The 19,699-nt window shown below is 65.5% G+C and carries 12 protein-coding genes; 5 read left to right on the top strand and 7 right to left on the bottom strand.

The window, feature by feature from the left end:
• Window positions 1-33: 33 nt before the first annotated feature.
• The 5 genes from glgX to AC3D24_RS02490 are packed head-to-tail and all read left to right on the top strand — an operon-like array spanning window position 34 to window position 8,480.
• Window positions 34-2,136 carry a glycogen debranching protein GlgX gene (glgX, locus tag AC3D24_RS02470; RefSeq protein ID WP_489027870.1) on the top strand — a complete coding sequence of 701 codons (2,103 nt, stop codon included), beginning with the start codon at window positions 34-36 and terminating at the stop codon, window positions 2,134-2,136.
• Window positions 2,133-3,839 carry a malto-oligosyltrehalose trehalohydrolase gene (gene treZ / locus AC3D24_RS02475; RefSeq protein ID WP_489027871.1) on the top strand — a complete coding sequence of 569 codons (1,707 nt, stop codon included), beginning with the start codon at window positions 2,133-2,135 and terminating at the stop codon, window positions 3,837-3,839. Before glgX ends, treZ begins: the two co-directional genes overlap by 4 nt.
• A complete protein-coding gene (malQ, locus tag AC3D24_RS02480) occupies window positions 3,836-5,809 on the top strand; it encodes a 4-alpha-glucanotransferase (protein WP_489027873.1) in 1,974 nt (657 codons plus the stop codon). Before treZ ends, malQ begins: the two co-directional genes overlap by 4 nt.
• Entirely contained in the window at window positions 5,806-8,229 is a 2,424-nt protein-coding gene (gene treY, locus AC3D24_RS02485; protein ID WP_489027875.1) for a malto-oligosyltrehalose synthase, read from the top strand. The genes malQ and treY overlap by 4 nt, the downstream gene beginning before the upstream one ends.
• 44 nt (window positions 8,230-8,273) lie before the next feature.
• The gene (locus AC3D24_RS02490; protein WP_489027877.1) at window positions 8,274-8,480 is read left to right on the top strand and encodes a TOBE domain-containing protein; all 207 of its coding nucleotides are present in this window, start codon (window positions 8,274-8,276) and stop codon (window positions 8,478-8,480) included.
• Window positions 8,481-8,517: 37 nt separating this feature from the next.
• Here the strand turns inward: AC3D24_RS02490 and AC3D24_RS02495 are convergent, their stop codons facing one another.
• From AC3D24_RS02495 to AC3D24_RS02525, 7 genes are all read right to left on the bottom strand, one after another.
• Window positions 8,518-9,546 carry a c-type cytochrome gene (locus AC3D24_RS02495; protein WP_489027879.1) on the bottom strand — a complete coding sequence of 343 codons (1,029 nt, stop codon included), beginning with the start codon at window positions 9,544-9,546 and terminating at the stop codon, window positions 8,518-8,520.
• Window positions 9,543-10,163 carry a cytochrome c oxidase assembly protein gene (locus tag AC3D24_RS02500; protein WP_489027881.1) on the bottom strand — a complete coding sequence of 207 codons (621 nt, stop codon included), beginning with the start codon at window positions 10,161-10,163 and terminating at the stop codon, window positions 9,543-9,545. Before AC3D24_RS02500 ends, AC3D24_RS02495 begins: the two co-directional genes overlap by 4 nt.
• Window positions 10,160-10,573 (bottom strand): hypothetical protein, encoded by a 414-nt coding sequence (locus AC3D24_RS02505; protein WP_489027882.1) that lies wholly within the window; start codon window positions 10,571-10,573, stop codon window positions 10,160-10,162. Before AC3D24_RS02505 ends, AC3D24_RS02500 begins: the two co-directional genes overlap by 4 nt.
• On the bottom strand, window positions 10,570-13,116 hold the full coding sequence (ctaD, locus tag AC3D24_RS02510; protein WP_489027884.1) for a cytochrome c oxidase subunit I: 2,547 nt from the start codon (window positions 13,114-13,116) through the stop codon (window positions 10,570-10,572). The genes AC3D24_RS02505 and ctaD overlap by 4 nt, the downstream gene beginning before the upstream one ends.
• Entirely contained in the window at window positions 13,113-14,081 is a 969-nt protein-coding gene (locus AC3D24_RS02515) for a cytochrome c oxidase subunit II (protein ID WP_489027886.1), read from the bottom strand. Before AC3D24_RS02515 ends, ctaD begins: the two co-directional genes overlap by 4 nt.
• A 362-nt stretch (window positions 14,082-14,443) precedes the next feature.
• The gene (locus AC3D24_RS02520) at window positions 14,444-16,606 is read right to left on the bottom strand and encodes a TonB-dependent receptor (RefSeq protein WP_489027888.1); all 2,163 of its coding nucleotides are present in this window, start codon (window positions 16,604-16,606) and stop codon (window positions 14,444-14,446) included.
• A gap of 173 nt (window positions 16,607-16,779) precedes the next feature.
• A complete protein-coding gene (locus AC3D24_RS02525; protein ID WP_489027890.1) occupies window positions 16,780-19,674 on the bottom strand; it encodes a PAS domain-containing protein in 2,895 nt (964 codons plus the stop codon).
• Window positions 19,675-19,699: the final 25 nt, after the last annotated feature.

The raw sequence follows: 19,699 nt of genomic DNA on the forward strand, positions 1-19,699 counted from the left end.
CAAGACGATTACGACACGAAAAGGGTCTTCGCATTGCATCTACTGCCCGACACGCTCGACGCCGGCTCGGCCTATCCGCTAGGCGCGACCTTCGACGGCCTCGGCGTCAATTTCGCAGTCTACTCTGCCAACGCCGAGAAGATCGAACTCTGCGTCTATGACGAGACCGGGCGCCGTGAGCTCAAGCGGTACGTGCTTCCCGAATGGACCGACGAAGTCTGGCACGGCTACCTCCCCGACGCACAGCCGGGCCTCGTCTATGGCTACCGAGCGCATGGTCGCTATGCCCCCGAGGAAGGCCACCGCTTCAATCCGAACAAGCTGCTGCTCGATCCGTACGCCAAGCAGATGATCGGCGAACTCCGCTGGACCGACGCTATGTACGGCTATCAAGTCAAGTCGCCGCGCGCGGACCTGAGCTTCGACAAGCGCGACAGCGCGCTGACGATGCCCAAGGGCGTCGTGACCGACAGCCATTTCGACTGGTCGCGCGACGTGCGCCCTAACACGCCGTGGTCCGATACGGTGATTTACGAGGCGCATACCAAGGGCCTGACCAAGCTGTTCGAGGAGGTCCAGCCCTCCGAACGCGGCACCTTCGCGGCGCTCGGCAACCCCAAGGTCATCGATCACCTCAAGCGCCTCGGCGTCACCGCGATCGAGCTGCTGCCGATCCACACCTATATCCAGGACCGCTTCCTCCAGGAGAAGGGACTGCGCAATTACTGGGGCTACAACACTCTCAATTTCTTCACGCCAGAGCGCTCGTTCTTCGCCACCGACAGCCATAACGAACTCCGCCGCTCGATCCGCCGCCTCCACGCGGCCGGGATCGAGGTGATCCTCGATGTCGTCTACAACCACACCTGCGAAGGCTCCGAACAGGGCCCGACGCTCTCGTGGCGCGGTCTCGACAACGCGAGCTACTACCGCCTCGTCAAGGACGACCCCCGCTATTCGATCAACGACACCGGCACCGGCAACACCCTGAACCTGACCAAAGCCCGCGTAATCCAGATGGTAGCGGATTCGCTCCGCTACTGGGCGACCAGCTTCGGCATCGACGGCTTCCGCTTCGATCTCGGCCTGACGCTTGGCCGCACCGACACCGGCTTCGATCCCGGCGCAGGCTTTTTCGACGTGCTCCGTCAGGACCCGGTGCTCGGCAAACTGAAGCTCATTACCGAGCCCTGGGACATCGGCCCCGGTGGCTACCAGCTCGGCAACTTTCCCCCCGGGTTCGCGGAGTGGAACGACAAGTACCGCGACACCGTACGGAAGTTCTGGCGCGGAGATCATGCGCAGCGCGCCGATCTTGCCGCACGCCTGACCGGTTCCGCCGACCTGTTCGACCGCCGCGCACGCCGCCCCTGGGCGAGTGTCAACCTGCTCGGCGCGCACGACGGCTACACGCTCGCCGACACCGTCGCCTACGAGGAGCGCCACAACGAAGCGAACGGTGAAGACAACAACGACGGCCACTCGAACAACTGCTCCCGCAACTGGGGCGTCGAAGGCCCGACCGAGGACCCCGCGATTCTCGAGACCCGCCAGCGCGTGATGCGCTCGATGCTAACGACGCTGTTCGCCTCGCTAGGCACGCCGATGCTGGTCGCGGGCGACGAGTTCGGCCGCACGCAGAACGGCAATAACAACGCGTACTGCCAGGACAACGAAATCAGCTGGCTTGACTGGAACAAGGCCAAGTCCCCCGAGGGCGACGCGCTGATCGACTTCACCGCTCGCCTGATCGCACTCCGCCGCGAATACGGCATGCTCCGCGCCGGCAATTTCCTCTACGGCGAGGATACGCCGGCCGAGGGTCTCAAGGACATCGAATGGTGGGACGAGCGCGGCCTGCAACTGACGTCTGAAGATTGGGAGAACACCAACGGCCGCGCGCTGGTGATGCGACGCGCGTGCGAGCTGGAGTCGGGGGAGGTGCAGGTGGTTTCTCTCCTGCTCAACGCCTCGGAAGGCCCTCTGACCTTCCATATGCCACCCCCGGCAGAAGTCGAACGAACCGTGCTGATCGACAGCAGTAAGCCGGAACAGGGCGCGACCACGATCAAGGACAGCTATGAGCTGCCCCAACAGGGCGCGGCACTACTCTCGTGGAAGATCGCAGCGGCATGACGTGGGGACCGACGCTTGCCGCGGACGGGACGATCTTTCGCCTCTGGGCCCCCGATCGCGACACGGTGACACTCGAAATCGCCGATGGCGACGCGGTTCAGATGACCCCCGAACCAAAGGGCTGGTTCAGCGCGAAAGCACCAGTCGACGCGGGTGCTCGGTATCGGTTTCGACTCGCGGACGACCTGACCGTACCAGACCCCGCCGCACGGGCACAAGACGGCGGCGTCCACGGCTGGAGCGTGGTCGTCGATCGCGAGGCCTATCAATGGCGCACCTCGGACTGGCGCGGCCGACCGTGGGAAGAGATGGTCATCCAGGAAGTCCATGTCGGCACGCTCGGCGGCTTCGAAGGCGTCGCGGACCACCTCCCGTCAATCGCTGCGCTCGGCATTACGGCAATCGAACTCATGCCCGTCAACGCGTTCGGCGGCACCCGCAACTGGGGCTATGACGGCGTGCTCTCCTACGCCCCTGCCGAAAGCTACGGCTCGCCCGACGACCTGAAGGCGCTGGTCGACCGCGCCCACGAGCTCGGCCTCGCCGTGTTCCTCGACGTGGTCTACAATCACTTCGGCCCCGACGGAAACTACCTCGGCGCCTATGCGAAGGGCTTCTTCCACCCCGAAGTCGACACTCCCTGGGGCGGCGCGGTCGCGGTCGATCAGCCGCCGGTCCACCGTTATTTCGTCGACAACGCGCTGATGTGGCTCAACGAATACCGCTTCGACGGCCTCCGCTTCGATGCGGTCCACGCGATCGAGAACGACGCCTTCCTCGACGCGATGGCCGCCGAACTGCGCGAGAAGACCGCCGGCCGCCACGTCCACCTCGTCCTCGAGAACGAACGCAACGACGCCGACCGCCTCCACCCCGCTGCGTTCGACGCGCAGTGGAACGACGACTTCCACAACGTCCTCCACGTCCTGCTCACCGGCGAGACCAGCGCCTATTACGCCGACTTCGCCGACCGCCCCGCCGAACGCTTGGCGCGCTGCCTCGGTGAAGGCTTCATCTATCAGGGCGAAGGCTCCCCCAACCACGACGGCAAGCCGCGCGGCAAGCGCAGCGCGCACCTCTCTCCGACCGCGTTCGTCGCGTTCCTCCAGAATCACGACCAGATCGGCAACCGCGCGATGGGCGAACGCCTGACGCTGCTCGCCGACCGCCAGAAGCTGCGCGCCGCCACCGCGCTGCTGTTGCTGGGCCCGCAGATCCCGCTGCTCTTCATCGGCGACGAGCACGGCAGTGAAAGCCCGTTCCTCTTCTTCACCGACTTCCACGACGACCTCGCCGATGCAGTGCGCGAAGGCCGCCGCAAGGAATTCGCCAAGTTCGCCGCCTTCGCCGCCCCGGAAGCACGGCAAGCGATCCCCGATCCCAACGCGCACGAAACCTTCCACCAATCGCGCGCGCAGCCCGGACCAGATGCGATGGCGTGGCAAGACCTGTACCGTAACCTGTTGAAAATCCGCCACGAGCAGATCATCCCCCGCCTGCGCAATGCGGCCGCGATCGGCGCCGAAGCAATCGGGGAGGGGGCGGTCGTCGCACGGTGGAAGATGGGCGACGGCGCGGTCCTCACGATCGCGCTGAACCTCGGCGACGAGGCGGTTGCGTTCCCCGAGATTGAAGCCGTACCTACCTACGCCGATGGCGAGGCCGGCCAGTCCGGCAGCATCGCAGTCTGGCTAAAACCATGAGCAATATGCAAAAGCTCGCCATCGCCGCCGGCCTGCAGCCCGAATGGCAGGACGCGGGCGGCCGCCGTCAGACGCTATCAGACGACGCGTTGCGGAAGATCCTCGATTGCCTGGGCCACCCATCCGCGAGCGCCACGCAGATCGCTGAAAGCCTCGCCGCTATCGCAGTCAGGACTGCCCGGGCGCCCCGCTTCCTGTCCGTCGACGTCGGCGATCCGATCCAGCTTGCGACCACGCTATCCGGCAAGGCCGAACTCACCCTCGAAAACGGCACGCGGACGTCGGTTGCGATCGACCGGGGCGCGCTCAAGCCGATCGAGCATACCGGTTATCATCGTCTCGAAATCGGTGACGACGTGATCGACCTGCTCGTCGCCCCGCAACGCTGCTACACGATCACCGACGCCGTACCGAGGCGCAAAATCTGGGCGCCCGCGGTCCAGATCCCGAGCCTGCGCGGCGCGACCGCAAAGGCATTCGGCGACTTCGGCACGCTCGCCAACGCTGCCCGAGCGTTCGGGCAGTGCGGTGCCGATGCACTCGCGATCAGCCCCACGCACGCACTCTTCCCCGCCGATGCCAGCCGGTACAGCCCCTATGCGCCATCCAGCCGGCAGTTTCTCAACGGCCTCTACGCCGATCCGTCTGCGTTCGCCGGTACGTCGGACGCCCCCGCGCCAGACCTTATCGACTGGCACAGCGCCATACCCGAAAAGCTCGCACGCCTTCGCAACACCTTCGATCAATATGCTCAAGATCTTGGTAAAACTCTCGACGCGTTCAGGCGCATAGGCGGAGTTGATCTCGAACGTCACGTCGAGTTCGATGCCCTCCATGCTTATTTCTTCGCCATCTCCGGCGCACGAGGCTGGCAGCAATGGCCGACCGAGTATCAAGATCCCGCCAGCCCCGCCGTCCGCCGCTTCGTCGCCGAGCATGCGGACGACGTCACGTTCTACATCTTTCTCCAATGGTTAGCCCGGCGCGACCTCGACGCCGCGCAGACGGCCGCAAAGGACGCCGGCATGGCGATCGGGCTCATCGCCGACCTCGCCGTCGGCATGGACCCTCGCGGCAGCCATGGCTGGAGCCGTCGCGGCGACCTGCTCACCAGCCTGTCGATCGGCGCACCCCCCGATCCGCTCGGTCCGGACGGTCAAAGCTGGGGCATTACCGGCTTCGACCCGCAAGCGCTCCGCGACAATGCCTTCGCGCCCTTCATCGCGACGATCCGCGCAGCCCTGGCGCATGCGGGCGGCATCCGCATCGACCACGCGTTCGGCCTTCGCCGTCTCTGGGTCGTCCCCGAAGGCGTATCGGCTGCGGAGGGCGCCTATCTCGATATGCCGTTCGACGACATGACGCGGATCGTCGCGATGGAGTCGCAGCGTGCGCGAGCGATCGTTATCGGCGAAGACCTCGGCACCGTCCCGGACGGCTTTCGCGCGGCGATGGACGCCCGCGCTATGCTCGGGATGCGCGTGCTCTGGTTCGAGCGGGACGCGGACGGCTTCGTGCCCCCTGCGCAATGGTCTCCCGACGCAGTCGCGATGACCGGCACGCACGACCTTGCAACGATCGCTGGGTGGTGGAGTGGCCGCGATATCGACTGGACCTGGGACCTTGGCCGCAAGTCCGACGCGCCAGACGAACCCGCGGACCGCGCCGCTCGTGCCGAAGACCGCGCCGCGCTATGGTCTGCGTTCGGCACTGACACCGAGCAACCCGCGCCCGACGACACCGCCCCCGTGGTCGACGCAGCAATTGCGCATGTCGCCGGAACCCCGTGTGCGCTTGCGATCGTCCCCATCGAGGACCTCGCCGGACTGATCGAGCAACCCAATCTTCCTGGTACGATCGACGAACATCCAAACTGGCGCCGCCGCATGCCCGACACGACTGAAGCTATCCTGGAACGTCCTGACATCGCCGCCCGCATCGCCACGCTCAACGCCGCGAGACTCGCATGACTGCTCCTTCCACCCCCCGCGCAACCTACCGCTTTCAGTTCCACAAGGACTTCACCTTCGCCAATGCCGAAGCACTGGTGCCGTATCTCGACTCCCTCGGCATCAGCCACCTCTACGCTTCGCCGATCACAACCGCCCGAAGCGGCTCGACCCACGGGTACGACGTCGTCGATTCGACCCGGATCAATCCAGAACTTGGCGGCGAGGAGGCGTTCCGCAGCCTCGTCGCGGCGCTACGAGCGCGCAAGATGGGTGTAATCATCGACATCGTCCCCAACCACATGGGCGTTGCCGGTGGTGAGAACGCGTGGTGGAATGACGTCCTAACACACGGTGAAGCCAGCGAATTCGCGCGCTATTTCGATATCGACTGGCGCGAGAAACTCGTCCTCCCGATCCTGGGCGATCCGCTCACCGAAACGCTGGCCAGCGGCGCGCTGAAGGTCGAGCAGGTCGACGGGCGTGACATCCTCGAAGCTTACGGCGAACACCGCCTCCCGATCCGCGACGAAGACCAGGCGACGGCAGCGACCGACGACATCGCGGCACTGATCAACCGCCAGCACTACCGCCTCGCGTCGTGGCGCGTCGCCAACGACGAACTTAACTGGCGCCGCTTCTTCACGATCAACGACCTCGCCGGCCTCCGCGTGGAGGACCCGGTGGTGTTCGACGCCACGCACGCCCTCTATTTCCGCCTTTACGCAGAGGGACTGATCGACGGCGTCCGCGTGGATCACGTCGATGGCCTGACCGACCCCGCGGGCTATTGCCGCCAACTCCGCGCGCGGCTCGATGCGATCGAACGTCCCGCCGATACGCCCTCCGGCCCAGCCTATATCGTCATCGAGAAGATCCTGGCCGACGGCGAACCGCTGGCAACGGATTGGGGCATCGATGGCACCAGCGGCTACGACTTCATGGAGCAGGTGACCGCGTTGCTCCACGCACCCGCCGGAGCCGAACCGCTCGCCAAGCTATGGGCGGACATAAGCGGACGATCCGCCGACTTCGCGCCCGAAGAACTGCGCGCGCGGCAGGAACTGCTCGCATGGCAGTTCGACGCACAGCACCGCCGCTGCGTCGAGGCGTTCGTCACGCTGGCCCGCTCGACCCCAGACTGCGACGGCCTCACCACCGGCATGCTCCACCGCGCGATCGAGCGACTGCTCTGGGTCTTCCCGGTGTATCGAACATATGGAACGGGCAATGCAGCACCGGCCGCGGACGCAGCGATACGCGAGACCGTCCGCCAACGCGTCGCGCAGTTCGTGCCGCCGGGCGAGGGCGCGGTGGTCGACCGAGTCCTGTCATGGCTGGCAGGTGAAGGCTCTGGCGACGCTGCGCTTGCGGCCGAGGCGGTGCGCAAGTTCCAGCAACTCTCCGCGCCGATCGCCGCCAAGGCAGTCGAGGATACCGCCTTCTACCGCTACGCTCGCCTGCTCTCGCGCAACGACGTCGGCTTCGACGCGGCACGGATGTCGCTGGACATCGACGCGTTCCATCAGGCCATGACCGAACGAGCGCGCGACTGGCCCTCGGCGATGCTCGCAACCGCGACGCATGATCACAAGCGTGGCGAAGAGGTGCGCGCAAGGCTTGCGGTGCTCAGCGAGATTCCGGATATCTGGCGCGTCCGGGTCGAGCATTGGCTCACATTGGCCGCACCGCACGCAGACAAAGTCGACCCCGCAGACGTCTACATGCTCCTCCAGACTCTATTTGGTGCGTGGCCCGTAAAGCTGTCCGCGTGGGATACGAAGGGCCTGTCCGCCTATGCCGAACGGATCGTTGCGTGGCAGGAGAAGGCGTTGCGCGAAGCCAAGCTCCGGTCCTCCTGGGAAGCGCCGGACGCCACCTACGAGACCCGGTGCCATGATCTCGCCAAAGCGCTTCTCGATCCCGATCGATCCAGTGACTTCATCGACGATCTGGCGACTTTCGTCGACCGGGTCGCATCGGCCGCAGATGCCAATAGTCTAGCGCAGGTTGCGCTGCGCTATACTGTTCCGGGCGTCCCCGATTTGTACCAGGGTACCGAGATCGCAGACCTGAGTCTGGTAGATCCCGACAATCGGCGCCCGGTAGACTATGCATCGGTGCAGACCTTGGCACATCCAAAGATGAGGCTCATTGCAAAGCTGCTGACCCTCCGGCGCCAGTATCCCGCGCTGTTCGCGACCGGCAGCTACGAATCGATCGCGATCACAGGTGCTCGTCCCGGCCACGTCATCGCCTTCCATCGCATGCATGAGGGCATAACGCTGCGATGCGTCATGTCATTGCGTTGCGCCGAGCGTTATATCGGTAGCGTCGAGGATTGGTGGGGCGATACCGCGCTATCGTCCGGCGAAGGGATCGGCGATCTGCTCGGCGAGGATGCCGTGTCGATCGTGCTGCTGGAGCCAGTAGCGGGCTGAGCACGTCGTTGCTAAGCGGTGGCTTTATTGACTGGAGCTAAATCATGAAGATCAGCGCGCGCAATCAGATTTCCGGTACCATCGTTTCGATCACGCCGGGTGCGGTCAACGGTTCGGTCAAGGTCGATATCGGCGGTGGCAACGTCGTCACGGCGAACATCACCGAGGAGGCGATCGCTGATCTCGCGCTGGCGACCGGTGACACGGTGACGGTGCTGATCAAGGCGAGCGATGTCCTGATCGGCAAGTGATCCCGCGCCGCCCCGGCTGATCCGGGGCAGCGTTCCCTCAGCGGCCCGCGAGATAGCGCGCGAGCGGATCGATCATGTCCTCGGGAATGCGGCGGGCGATGACCGGCATCGTCGATTGCGACTTCCGCGCGTCGACCACCGTCTCGTCACCGCGCCAGTTGCGCAGGCGTTGCGCGATGTAGCTCGCGCGCTGGCCGGCGAGCACGGGGTAGGGCTTGCCGGGCGCGTGGCAACTCGCGCAGGCGGGTAGCTGCACCTTCGGCAGCCCTTCGCGGTCGATCCGGGCAGCCGCGTTCGAGTCCGACGGCGTGGCGCCGCCGATCCCCGGCATCGCCGCGAAGTGATCCGCGAGCCGCGTCATTTCCGCGGGCGTCAGCGTCGCGGCGGCGTTCGCCATCACCGCGCTCTGCCGCTTGCCGGTCGCATAGGCCTCCAGTGCGGCGCGAAGATACGCGGGACTCTGCCCACCCAGCACGGGCATGTCGGGCTGGCCTCGGCCACGTCCGTCGGCACCGTGACAGCCGGCGCAGGTGGCGATCCTGGCATCGGTGACGCCCGGCACTTCGGTCAGCGAGCGATAGGTTGCGGGTGACATCTCGGGCAGCAGGCGGACGAAGGCGACCATGCGGCGGACTTCGTCGTCCCGGTCCCTGGCTGCCCAGCCGGGCATGCCGGTATATTTGACGCCGTGCTTGAGGATCCAGAAGATTTGCTTGTCGGTCCATTTGCGCGCGTTGATCGACAGGTCCGGGGCAGGGGGCGTCGCGGCCTGCATCACCGGCAGCGGACGCACGCCGGGCGCGCCGTGGCACGACGCGCAGCTTGCCTTGAACAAGCCGGCGGCGCTGACCAGACCCTCGTTCGCCTTGGAATCGTCGGGCGCGGTGACGGCGGCGTAGGTGCGTACCGAGTTGCGCATCGTCCAGTGGAGGAACCAGTCGGTGATCTTCCAATGGCCTGACGATGCGGCGATGTTGAACACGCCCGACCAGGCGAACAGAAGCCCCGCCAGCGCGAGTGCGACGATGGCGGCCGCGGCGCGCGCCCAGGTAATCCGGATCGTCATGCGGTCGCGCTCCGTGTCTTCAAAAGTCCGCCGAGCATCGCGAGCCCGCCGATGAAATAGCTCGCCGCGCCGACCATCAGCATGACGACGCCGCCAAGCTGCTGGTCCTCCAGTACGCCTAGCCCGTGAACCGCCGGATGCATCGCCATCATCAGGTAGAGCGGACGCGGGGCGAGGCCGATCAGCGCGCCCAGCAGCGTCATGTGCATCGAGGTCAGCAACATCGCCGCGACACCCGACGCGCGTCGATCGCTCGCGCCGCCCATGCGCGTGCCGAGCACCGCGCTCCACAGGAGGACTCCCGCGGCGAGAAAGCTTGCCTGCTCGATCAGCAACGCCGTCGGCTGCATGTCAACGCGCAGCCGCAGCGCGGGGAGATGCCAGAGCCACACCACGATCAGTTCGACCAGCGACATCGCCAGCGGGGTCACGATCAAGGGCCAGCGTTCGGCCGGATCGAAGCGCGAACCGGCGATCCCATAGGCCAGGAACGGAGCGGCGACCGCGACTGCGATCATGTGCCCTGTCATATGCCCGACCATCCCGAGCGGCGCTGCGGCGAACGCCCAGCCGAGCGGGACCATGACGGCGCCGAGTGCGAGGCTTCCGCGTCTCATCGGCAATCGCCGAACATGATGACCGGCAGCGCGGTGAAGATTACGGCGACGAAGCTCAACCCTGCGAGCAACCGCGTCGACAGTGCGAGAAAGCGCAGCCGATCGATCGCGGTGCCCTGTTCGTGCGGGGCTGGATCGCCCGGCGTCTCAGACTGGACGCGCGCGATATAGCCTGCGGCGACGATCCCCAGCAGCGCTACGATCGTCGCGATCAGCGTCGCCAGCGGAAACCCGGTCAAGGCGGTCCCCGGGGTCGGCGATTTCGCGCAGGTCACCGCCACCCACAAATAGCAGAACAGGAAATGCACGGCCCAGATCGTTGGTGGGACAATCAGTGTCCACAGCGTCACCTGCAGGTCGCGCGCCCAGTGCTTCCGCTCAGCGTTAGGCTTCTGCTTGGGTTTCGTCATGCGACCCCCGGGAACAAGCCGATCGTGCAGAACGTCACGATGCCCGTCAGCGCGAGGAAATGGTGGTACACGGTGATGTTGCGGAGGTCGGCGTCATAGACCGGCGTCATCTTGCCTGCGAGGCTGCGCGCGAGCGTGTAGGCCTGCATGATGACCCCGATTGCGGCGTGCACCGCAGTCCAGATCGCCAGCGTCCAGACGATCGCGGGATACACGTGGAGTTCGGGATCGAGCCCCGAATACCACGGCCCGGCGAGCCCGGCGAACAGGCTTGCCAGCGTCGCGACGATGCCGACGACCAGCAGCGCGCGACCTACACCGACGTTACCACGGCGATGCACTTCGCGCGCGCCGACCGTTGCTGCCCAGCCAGTCAAGGTGAGGCCCAACGCGACCATCGGCCAGAACACGCCCGGCCCGTTCAGCCCGACCCCGCTCGGCGGGAAATCATTGTGGATCGTCCAGAAGAAGAAATAGCCGAACACGAGCCCGGAGAACGCGGTCGCGTCCGCCATCATCGTGATGAACATCGCCCACCAGCCCGGCGCCGATGACCCCGAGGTATAGAGCGGCACCTCGATGCCGTGGCCGATATGCTTGGTCGGCTTTTCGGGGATCTCCGCGGTGCCGGTCCATAGCCACCACAGCACGCACGCAAGCGTCGCGACGCCGCTGACCGCCGACCAGATATAGAGGTGATAGGTCGTCAGGATGAACACGCCCGCGAGCGCGACCGCGGTCATCATCGGCTTCACGCTCGGCGTACCCAGGCGGATCACCTGCACCGGGCGCGCGTCGAGCACGGAGGTGACGATCGACTCGCGCCGCATCTCCTCCGCGTCGGGCAGGAAGAAGCGACCTTCGTCGACCTTCTGGACGAAGTTCTTCTGGTCCCAGATCGGATAGCGGCTCTCGATCAGCGGCACCGAGCGGATGCCCCAATCCTCGTCGTCCGGGTGCGCGAGCCACTCCAGCGTCCCGGCGTTCCAGGGGTTGCGCGGCGCCTTTGGGCGACGCGGCGACAGTGCGAGGTCGATGCAGACGATCAGCACGCCCGTCGCGAACATGTACGACCCGATCGTCGAGGCGAGGTTGAGGCCGCCGATCCCGAGTTCCTCCGGATAGGTGAACACGCGCCGCGGCATGCCGAGTAGACCCGAAAGATGCATCGGGAAGAACGTCACGTTCATCCCCACGAACATGATCCAGAACGCGATCCGCCCGAGCCGATCGCTGAGCTTCTTCCCCGTCACCAGCGGCCAGTAATAATACAGCCCGGCGAACAGCGGCAGCAGCGTGCCGCCGATCAACACGTAGTGCAGATGCGCGACGATGAAATAGGTGTCGTGCGCCTGCCAGTCGAACGGGGCGACCGCGACCATCACACCGGTCAGTCCACCGATCACGAACACCGCCAGGCTCCCGCTCGCGTACAGAAGCGGTGTCGATTTCTTGACATTGCCCGCCCAGAGCGTCGCGATGAACACGAAGATCTGCACGCCGGTTGGAATCGCCACCGCTTCCGATGCCGCCGCGAAGAAGGCGAGGCTGATCTTGGGCAGCCCGGTCGTGAACATGTGGTGGACCCACAGCCCGAAGCTCAGGAACGCCGTGCCGACCGCGGCCAGCACGATCCACGGATAGCCGAGCAGGTGCCGCTGTGCGAACGTCGGGATCAGCATCGCGAACAGCGCGATCGACGGCAGGAAGACGATGTAGACTTCCGGGTGGCCGAAGATCCAGAACAGATGCTGCCACAGCAGCGGATCGCCGCCCTTCTCCGCGTTGAAGAACGGCCAGTTCAGCAGCCGCTCCATCTCGAACAGCACGTCGCCCGCGATCAGTGGCGGGAACGCGAACAGGATCATCACCGCGACGACCAGGATGTACCAGGCGTAGAGCGGCATCAGGTTCAGCCGCATGCCCGGCGGGCGGCATTTCAATACGCCGACGATCAGCTCGACCGCGGCAGCCACCGACGACACCTCGATGAAGCTCAAGCCCAGCATCCAGATGTCCGCGCCAAGCCCGCTGAGGTCGGTCCGCGTCGTTAGCGGCGGATACATGAACCAGCCGCCATCGGGCGCCGCGTCGAAGAAGATCGAGCCCGACACAAATACGCCGCCGATCAGGAAGCTCCAATATCCGAACCCCGACAGCCGCGGAAACGGCAGGTCGCGCGCGCCGAGCAGCTGCGGCAGGAGGATGATCGACACCGCCTCGAACATCGGCACCGCGAACAGGAACATCATCATCGAGCCGTGCAGCGTGAACAGCTGGTTGAACGTGTTCGCCGTGACGAGGTCGTTGTTCGGTACCGCCAGCTGCGTCCGCATGATCAGCGCGAGCACGCCCGCGAACAGCATGAACCCGAACGCGGTCAGCGTGTACCACACGCCGATCCGGTTGTTGTTGACGTCGGTCCAGCGGAAGAACCAGCCCGAGGGCGGCTTCCACACTTCGCGCAGGCGATCCTCCTGGCCCTTGCGGACTGCGGGATCATTCTGGTCGGGGGCGACGTACTGGGCGCTCTCGGTGGTCATTTGAGCCCCTGAAGATAGCTGGCGATCTGATCGGCTTCGGCGGCCGACATCTGCGGGAAGGCGGGCATCCGCACGCCGGGCTTGGTCTTGGCCGGATCGCGGACGAAGCCAGCGATGTTGGCATGCGTCATCGGCAACACGCCGGCGGCGAGCGTCGGGCGCGAACCGAAGTGCGTCAGGTCGGGGCCGATCTTCGCGACCGGTCCGACCCCGCGAACGCTGTGGCAACCGCTACAGCCATAGCTAGCGAACAGGCGAGCGCCGGGCGATGCCGTGACGGTGGCTGGGCGGCTCTGCTCGGCGAGCCAGCGCTCGAACGCGGCGGGCTCCATCGCGATCACGTCGAACGCCATCAGCGCATGGCCGAGCCCACAGAACTCCGCGCAGACGCCGCGGTACGTCCCCGCCTTGGTCGCACGGACGACGAGCCGGTTGGTGCGCCCGGGGATCATGTCCATTTTCCCCGCGAGTCCGGGCACCCAGAAGCTGTGGATGACATCGGGGCTACGGAGCGACAGTTCGACGGTGCGGCCAACGGGCAGGCGGAGCTCGTTCGCCACCTCGACCACCGATCCACCGGGCGGCGCATAGCGGACGCGCCACCAGAACTGCTCGCCCTCGACGCCGATCCGCAGATCGCTGTTCGCCACCTCGCGTGGGCGCATCGCGGGGAGGGCGTAGAGCAGCAGGCCCAGCAGCAGGATCGAAGGCCCGATGCCGCCCAGCCAGAGCACCAGCTTCATGCCGCCCTTGTGCGTCAGCCGCCCCTCGGGCGCGCGCATGGCGTGGCGCATGAGCAGCGCGAGGCCGCCCGCGAGGATGACGGCGCCAATGACCAGAACGATCGTAATCGAGAGGACCTTGTCCGCTTCCTCACCGAACGGCGCGAGCGTCGACTGATGCTGATTGCACGCCGCCAACAGCGGCAGGCACGCGCCCACGGAAAGAAAAATAGCCTTCCGCATCATCACCTTGCCACCCGTTTGAAGCGGTCCCCCTAGCGGCGGCGGCAGGTCGGCGTAAACCCGAAAATGACAATTATTTCATGTTGGGAATGAAGCGCTGTCATATCTTCGTCCCCCGTCATCCCAGCGAACGCTGGGATCTCATTGTGGGGCGGGTGTCGCGTGCCATGAGGGAGACTCCAGCTTTCGCTGGGGTGACGGGTGACGGCGTGGAGGCGGCGGACTCATACGATCCTCCCCCGCCAGGGGGGGCGCCGAAGGTGACGGAGGGGGAGGGCACGCAACTTGCGTTATCGCTTGCCGCCCCCTCCGTCTGGCAAGCGCCAGCCACCTCCGCCTGGCGGGGGAGGATCGGGAGGGAGTTACAGCCCGAAGCGGAGCGTCGCGCGGAAATCTCGGCCAGCCAAGGGCGCGAAGTCCTTCAGGAAGCTCGTGGCGCGCCGCGCATTCACGTCGAACAGATTGTTCGCGCTCAGCAGCAACGTCGTCTTCGAATCTTTCCCGAACGGGCTGAGGCCGATCGAAGCATTGACCATCGTGTAATCGTTGGTCTTCGTCTCGAACGCGGCGATGCGGTTCTGGTCGAATACGTGCTCGACCTCGACGCGGCCGTTGATCCGGTCGCCCTGTGCCTCGATCCCGCCGAGCACGCGCATCGGCGGAATGCGCGGGACCGGTCCCTGGTCGACGATGTTGGCATGGACGTAATCGCCCAGCGCATCGGCGTTGACCACATAGCCACCAATTCGTGCGAGCCGCACAGATGCATTGGCCTCGAATCCGTAATAGCGCGCGTCGGCCTGCTGATACTGGAAGCAGGGCAGGTCGACGACGCGGTTCGAAGGATCGGCCGCAATCTGGCACACCGACGGCGCAACCTGGTTCTCCGAGATGTAGTTCGAGAACCAGTTGTAATAGGCCGATGCGTCGAAGCTGAAACCGTCGCCATGCGCGTGCAGCGTGCCTTCCAGCCCCCAAGACTTCTCCAGCTTGAATTCGGGGTTACCCAGTTCATACGCCTGCGTGCCGGCATGCGCGCCGTTCGCGAACAGTTCCTCGGCCGACGGCGCGCGCTCGGTCCGCGAACCGTTCAGCCCGACACGGATGCTGTCGGTAAGTGCGTAGGACGCACCGAGCGAGCCCGAGACCGAATGATAGCTCTGGCTGCCGCGGAAGAAGCGCAGATCGTCCTCGGGAGTCCGCGCGGCGAGATCGGTGATCTCATACCGCACGCCACCCTCGGCGTGGAACTTGCCCGATTCATACTGCTGGAGCGTGAAGAGGCCGGTCTGGTTGGTCTCGTTCTTCGGCAGGAAGGCTTCGTCGCCGACCACGTTGAAGATCCGGTTGTAGAACTGCACGCCCGACGCGCCCTGCCAGCCACCACGGTTCGCCTGGACGACTTCGAGGCGTCCTTCGAGGCCCTTGTTGTAGAAGGCGGTGCCGACCGAATTGTCCGGCTCCAACTCGAAATGACGATAGCTCGCCTGCCCGACGCGGACGCGGATCTTGCTGATGACGTCGCCACCCGTGTCGATCTCGCCGCGCAGGTCGACGCGGTTCTGGACGATGTCGAGCCGCGGCGCCTCCTGCTCCTGGCCGGCTTCGGTCGCATAGCGGATCGGCACGCCGTACAGGCTGTCGTAATGGCTGTACGAGATGCCGAGGCTGCCGGTGTCGGTGATGATCGACGCGCCTGCGCCCGCGGTCCAGGTTTCGGCCTGCGTGTTGGGCAGCTTGCCCTTGAGCGCGGCGGAGGCGGCATAGTCGATCGGATCGGTATCGGCGGGGTCGACCGGCAGCGCCGCGGTCGCGAGCGCCTTCGCGCGTTGCTCGCGCGACAGGATATAGCCGCCGGTGCGCAGGTCGCCCGATTTCAGGTACGAGCCATCGGCGTGCAGCACGAGGTGCGGGCCGACCGCGACGTCGCCGGCCATGCCGCCCGACCGCTCGTTGGCAGCCGAGCCATAGTTGGCGATGCCATTCACGCGGTAGCCATTCTCGGGCACCGACCGCGGGATGCGCGTGTCGATGACGTTGACGACACCGCCGACCGCCGACGTGCCATACAGCAGCGCGCTGGGCCCGCGGAGAATCTCGATGCGCTCGGCGAGCAGCGGATCGATGATGACGGCATGATCGACCGAGGTGTTCGACACATCGATCGAGCCGATCCCGTCGGTCAGCACGCGGATACGGTCGCCCTGAAAGCCGCGCAGGATCGGACGAGAGGCGCTCGGCCCGAACGAACTGGCCGACACGCCGGGCTGGCGTGCGAGCGTTTCGCCGAGCGACGGACGCAGCTGGCGCGTGAGTTCCTGGCCGGTGAGCACGGTGGTGCCCTGCAGCACGTCGCGCTCGCTGGTCTGGATTGGTGCGGTCACGATGATGTCACGCTGGTTGGTCGAGCCAACCGACGCCGGGGCAGGCGAGGCGGCTGCAGGATCGGTAGCAACGGTCTGTGCATGAGCCTGCGAGGAGATGAGCGCAGCCAGGGCGGTGGCGCCGAACAGCATCGTCTTCATGAAATTCCCTTGTGTCGTCCCTGTACGACAGGCCGGGTAGGTTTAATGATACATCATATCAAGTGACAATCCTGCCATGTTGACGATGCCAAGCTGGCTGTTGCCGCAATACAACATGGATTAGCTCGCGGGCCGGTATCGGAAGTGCGCATGACATCCAGCATCGCCCGGCATTACTCAGTGGCGATCAACTCCTTGATCCGCCCGGCAAGTGCCTCCATCGCGAAAGGCTTGGTCATCACATGCATGCCGGGATCGAGCTGGCCGTTACCGACCACCGCGTTCTCGGCGTAGCCGGTGATGAACAGGATTTTCAGATCGGGGCGACCAACACGCGCGGCGTCCGCCATCTGTCGTCCATTCATGCCGCCAGGTAGTCCGACATCGGTCACCAGCAGGTCGACGCGCAGATCAGATTGCAGCAGCTTCAGTCCCGCCACGCCGTCGGCGGCTTCGATCGCCGCATAGCCGAGCTCCTCGAGCACCTCGACGACCAGCATCCGCACGGTGGGCTCGTCGTCGACCACCAAAACGGTCTCGCCGGCCAGCGCTCGGGGTGCGTCGGAAAGCTCAATCTCGGCCACGCTTTCCTCGGTCGCACCAAAATGTCGCGGGAGGTAGACGCAGACATTGGTGCCCTCGCCGATCTCGGAGTAGATCCTCACATGGCCGCCCGATTGCTTGGCAAAGCCGTAGATCATCGAAAGGCCCAGCCCCGTGCCGAGGCCCAACGGCTTGGTCGTGAAGAATGGATCGAATGCCTTGGCGATCACCTCCGGGGTCATGCCGGTGCCGGTATCCGACACGCACAGTGAAACATACTGTCCCGGATCGAGCTCGCGTTCGCGCGCCGTCCGCGCGTCTATCCAGCGATTGGCGGTCTCGATCGTCAGCCGTCCGCCCTGCGGCATCGCGTCGCGCGCGTTGATGCACAGGTTCAGGATCGCGTTCTCGAGCTGGTTCGGATCGACCAGCGTCGCCCACAGTCCGACCGACTCGACCACCTCTACCTCGACCTCGGGCCCGACCGTCCGCCGCACCAGATCCTCCAGCCCCGATACCAGCCGGTTGACGTCGGTCGGTTTGGGATCGAGCGTCTGCCGGCGCGAGAAGGCCAGTAGGCGGTGGGTCAGCGCGGCGGCCCGCTTGGCCGCGCCTTGGGCCGCTAGCGAATAACGCTCGACGTCGTTCAGCCGGCCTTGCGCGATGCGTATCCCCAGAAGTTCCAGGCTTCCAGTAATACCGGTCAGCAGATTATTGAAATCATGCGCGATTCCGCCCGTCAACTGACCGACCGCTTCCATCTTCTGGCTTTGCCGCAACGCCTCCTCGACGGCCATCAGTTCGCGTGTCCTCTCGGCGACCTGTTCCTCCAGCGTTTCGTTCCACTGCGCGAGTTGCGCGGTCTGGCGGCGGCTGTCGTCGATGTCGGTGTTGGTGCCGACCCAGCGCAGGATCGTGCCGTCATCGGCGCGCACCGGCTCGGCGCGGACCAGGAACCAGCGATACTCGCCGTTCGCACCGCGGACGCGGAATTCCACCGTATAGGGTGTGCCGGTCGCCAGAGACTGGCTCCAGCGTTCGGTCGCAACGGACAGATCGTCGGGATGGAGGAGGCTACCCCATACCTCGCCGCCGTCGAGTCCGCCCGGTTCGAGGCCGTTATAGGCATAGACCTGCTGGTTGAACCAATACAGATAGCCATCGGGTCGCGCGGCCCAGATCTGGTTGGGCACCGCTTCGGCGAACACGCGAAACTGCTCTTCGCTTGCGCGTCGCGCGCCCTCGGCACGCAGGCGCTCGCTGGCGGCGCGGACCCGTTCGGCGACTTCGCGCATCAACAGCAGGTCGTCGTCACTCCAGATACGGGGTGCCGCGTGATTGGCATAGATCAGCGCGACGAAATCATCCTGTTCGACCAGCGGCATGTTGACGAACGATGCGGCGCTGATTCCCCGAAGTGCATCGGCGAGTTCGGCCGTCCGGGGATCGTGATCGACATTGGCGATGCTGACCGTGCGCCCGGCCTTCAGGTCCTCAATATAGGAGCCGTAATCGCGAAACTGGAGCATGCCGGCCAAGGTGGTGATGCCCGGTGCATTCCAGTCGCGCTCGACCGTGATCGTCTCCTGCGCCTTGTCGATCACCCCGTAGCCGACGCGGCTGACCTGGAGCGCGTTGCCAAGGATCTCGGACGCGGCATAAGCGATTTCGTCGGGGTCGCTCAGGTCGCGGATCGCGTCGCTCAGTTCGAGCAAAGCGCTCTGGCGCAAATCGGCCTGTTTGCGTTCGGTAATGTCAAAGCTAACGCCGGGAAAGCGGAGGGGCTTGCCGTCGCTCGCCAGCCGACAGCGACCTTGCGCGGCGACCCACCGAATCGCGCCATCGGGCTGGACGAGGCGATATTCGGCCGTGAAATCGCCACCTGCTTCCAGGGCATCGGCGATTGCCGCACGCGTGGCGGGAAGGTCGTCGGGATGGATCCCCCCGAAGAATCGTTCGAGCGGTGCGCCCTTGCGACCGAGTTCTCCGGGTACGCCGTAAAGCCGTGAAAAGCGCTCATCGGCCTTGACCCGGTCGTTCGGGATGTCCCAGTCCCAGGTGCCGATGCCGTTGCCAGCCGCGAGCGCCTGGTTGAGCCGTTCCTCGCTCTCCCGCGTCGCGATCGTTGCGAGACGCTGCGCGGAAATGTCAGTGAACAGGACGGCCACCGTATAGGGGTAGGACTCGCCGACCGGGAACGCGTGGACGTCGAACCATCGCTCCATCGTGTCCGAACCCTGATCGAACCGCGCCGCCTCACCGGTCGTGGCGACCTTGCCGTACGTCTCGAACCAGAACGCTTCGAGGTCGGGCACGAGTTCGCCCGCAGTACGGCCTATGACATCCACCAGCCCGGTCTGGCTTTCGAACTTCGAATTGGCCTCGACGAAGCGGTAGTCGACTGCGCGGTCGGCCTCGAAGATCACCTCGATCAGGCAAAAGCCCGCATCGATCGCTTCGAACAAGGCTTGGTAGCGCTTCTGCGCCGGTATGGCGGAATGAGGCTCGGTCGTCGGTCGCTGCATCGTATCTCAGGATCAGGAGGGCGCG

The sequence above is a fragment of the Sphingomonas sp. SL1004 genome, assembly GCF_057815015.1.

Bases quoted from the DNA above. Each gene is read 5' to 3' on its own strand.
- treZ (WP_489027871.1), top strand. From the start codon at position 2,133: ATGACGTGGGGACCGACGCTTGCCGCGGACGGGACGATCTTTCGCCTC.
- malQ (WP_489027873.1), top strand. From the start codon at position 3,836: ATGAGCAATATGCAAAAGCTCGCCATCGCCGCCGGCCTGCAGCCCGAA.
- treY (WP_489027875.1), top strand. From the start codon at position 5,806: ATGACTGCTCCTTCCACCCCCCGCGCAACCTACCGCTTTCAGTTCCAC.
- AC3D24_RS02490 (WP_489027877.1), top strand. From the start codon at position 8,274: ATGAAGATCAGCGCGCGCAATCAGATTTCCGGTACCATCGTTTCGATC.
- AC3D24_RS02495 (WP_489027879.1), bottom strand. From the start codon at position 9,546: ATGACGATCCGGATTACCTGGGCGCGCGCCGCGGCCGCCATCGTCGCA.
- AC3D24_RS02500 (WP_489027881.1), bottom strand. From the start codon at position 10,163: ATGAGACGCGGAAGCCTCGCACTCGGCGCCGTCATGGTCCCGCTCGGC.
- AC3D24_RS02505 (WP_489027882.1), bottom strand. From the start codon at position 10,573: ATGACGAAACCCAAGCAGAAGCCTAACGCTGAGCGGAAGCACTGGGCG.
- ctaD (WP_489027884.1), bottom strand. From the start codon at position 13,116: ATGACCACCGAGAGCGCCCAGTACGTCGCCCCCGACCAGAATGATCCC.
- AC3D24_RS02515 (WP_489027886.1), bottom strand. From the start codon at position 14,081: ATGCGGAAGGCTATTTTTCTTTCCGTGGGCGCGTGCCTGCCGCTGTTG.
- AC3D24_RS02520 (WP_489027888.1), bottom strand. From the start codon at position 16,606: ATGAAGACGATGCTGTTCGGCGCCACCGCCCTGGCTGCGCTCATCTCC.
- AC3D24_RS02525 (WP_489027890.1), bottom strand. From the start codon at position 19,674: ATGCAGCGACCGACGACCGAGCCTCATTCCGCCATACCGGCGCAGAAG.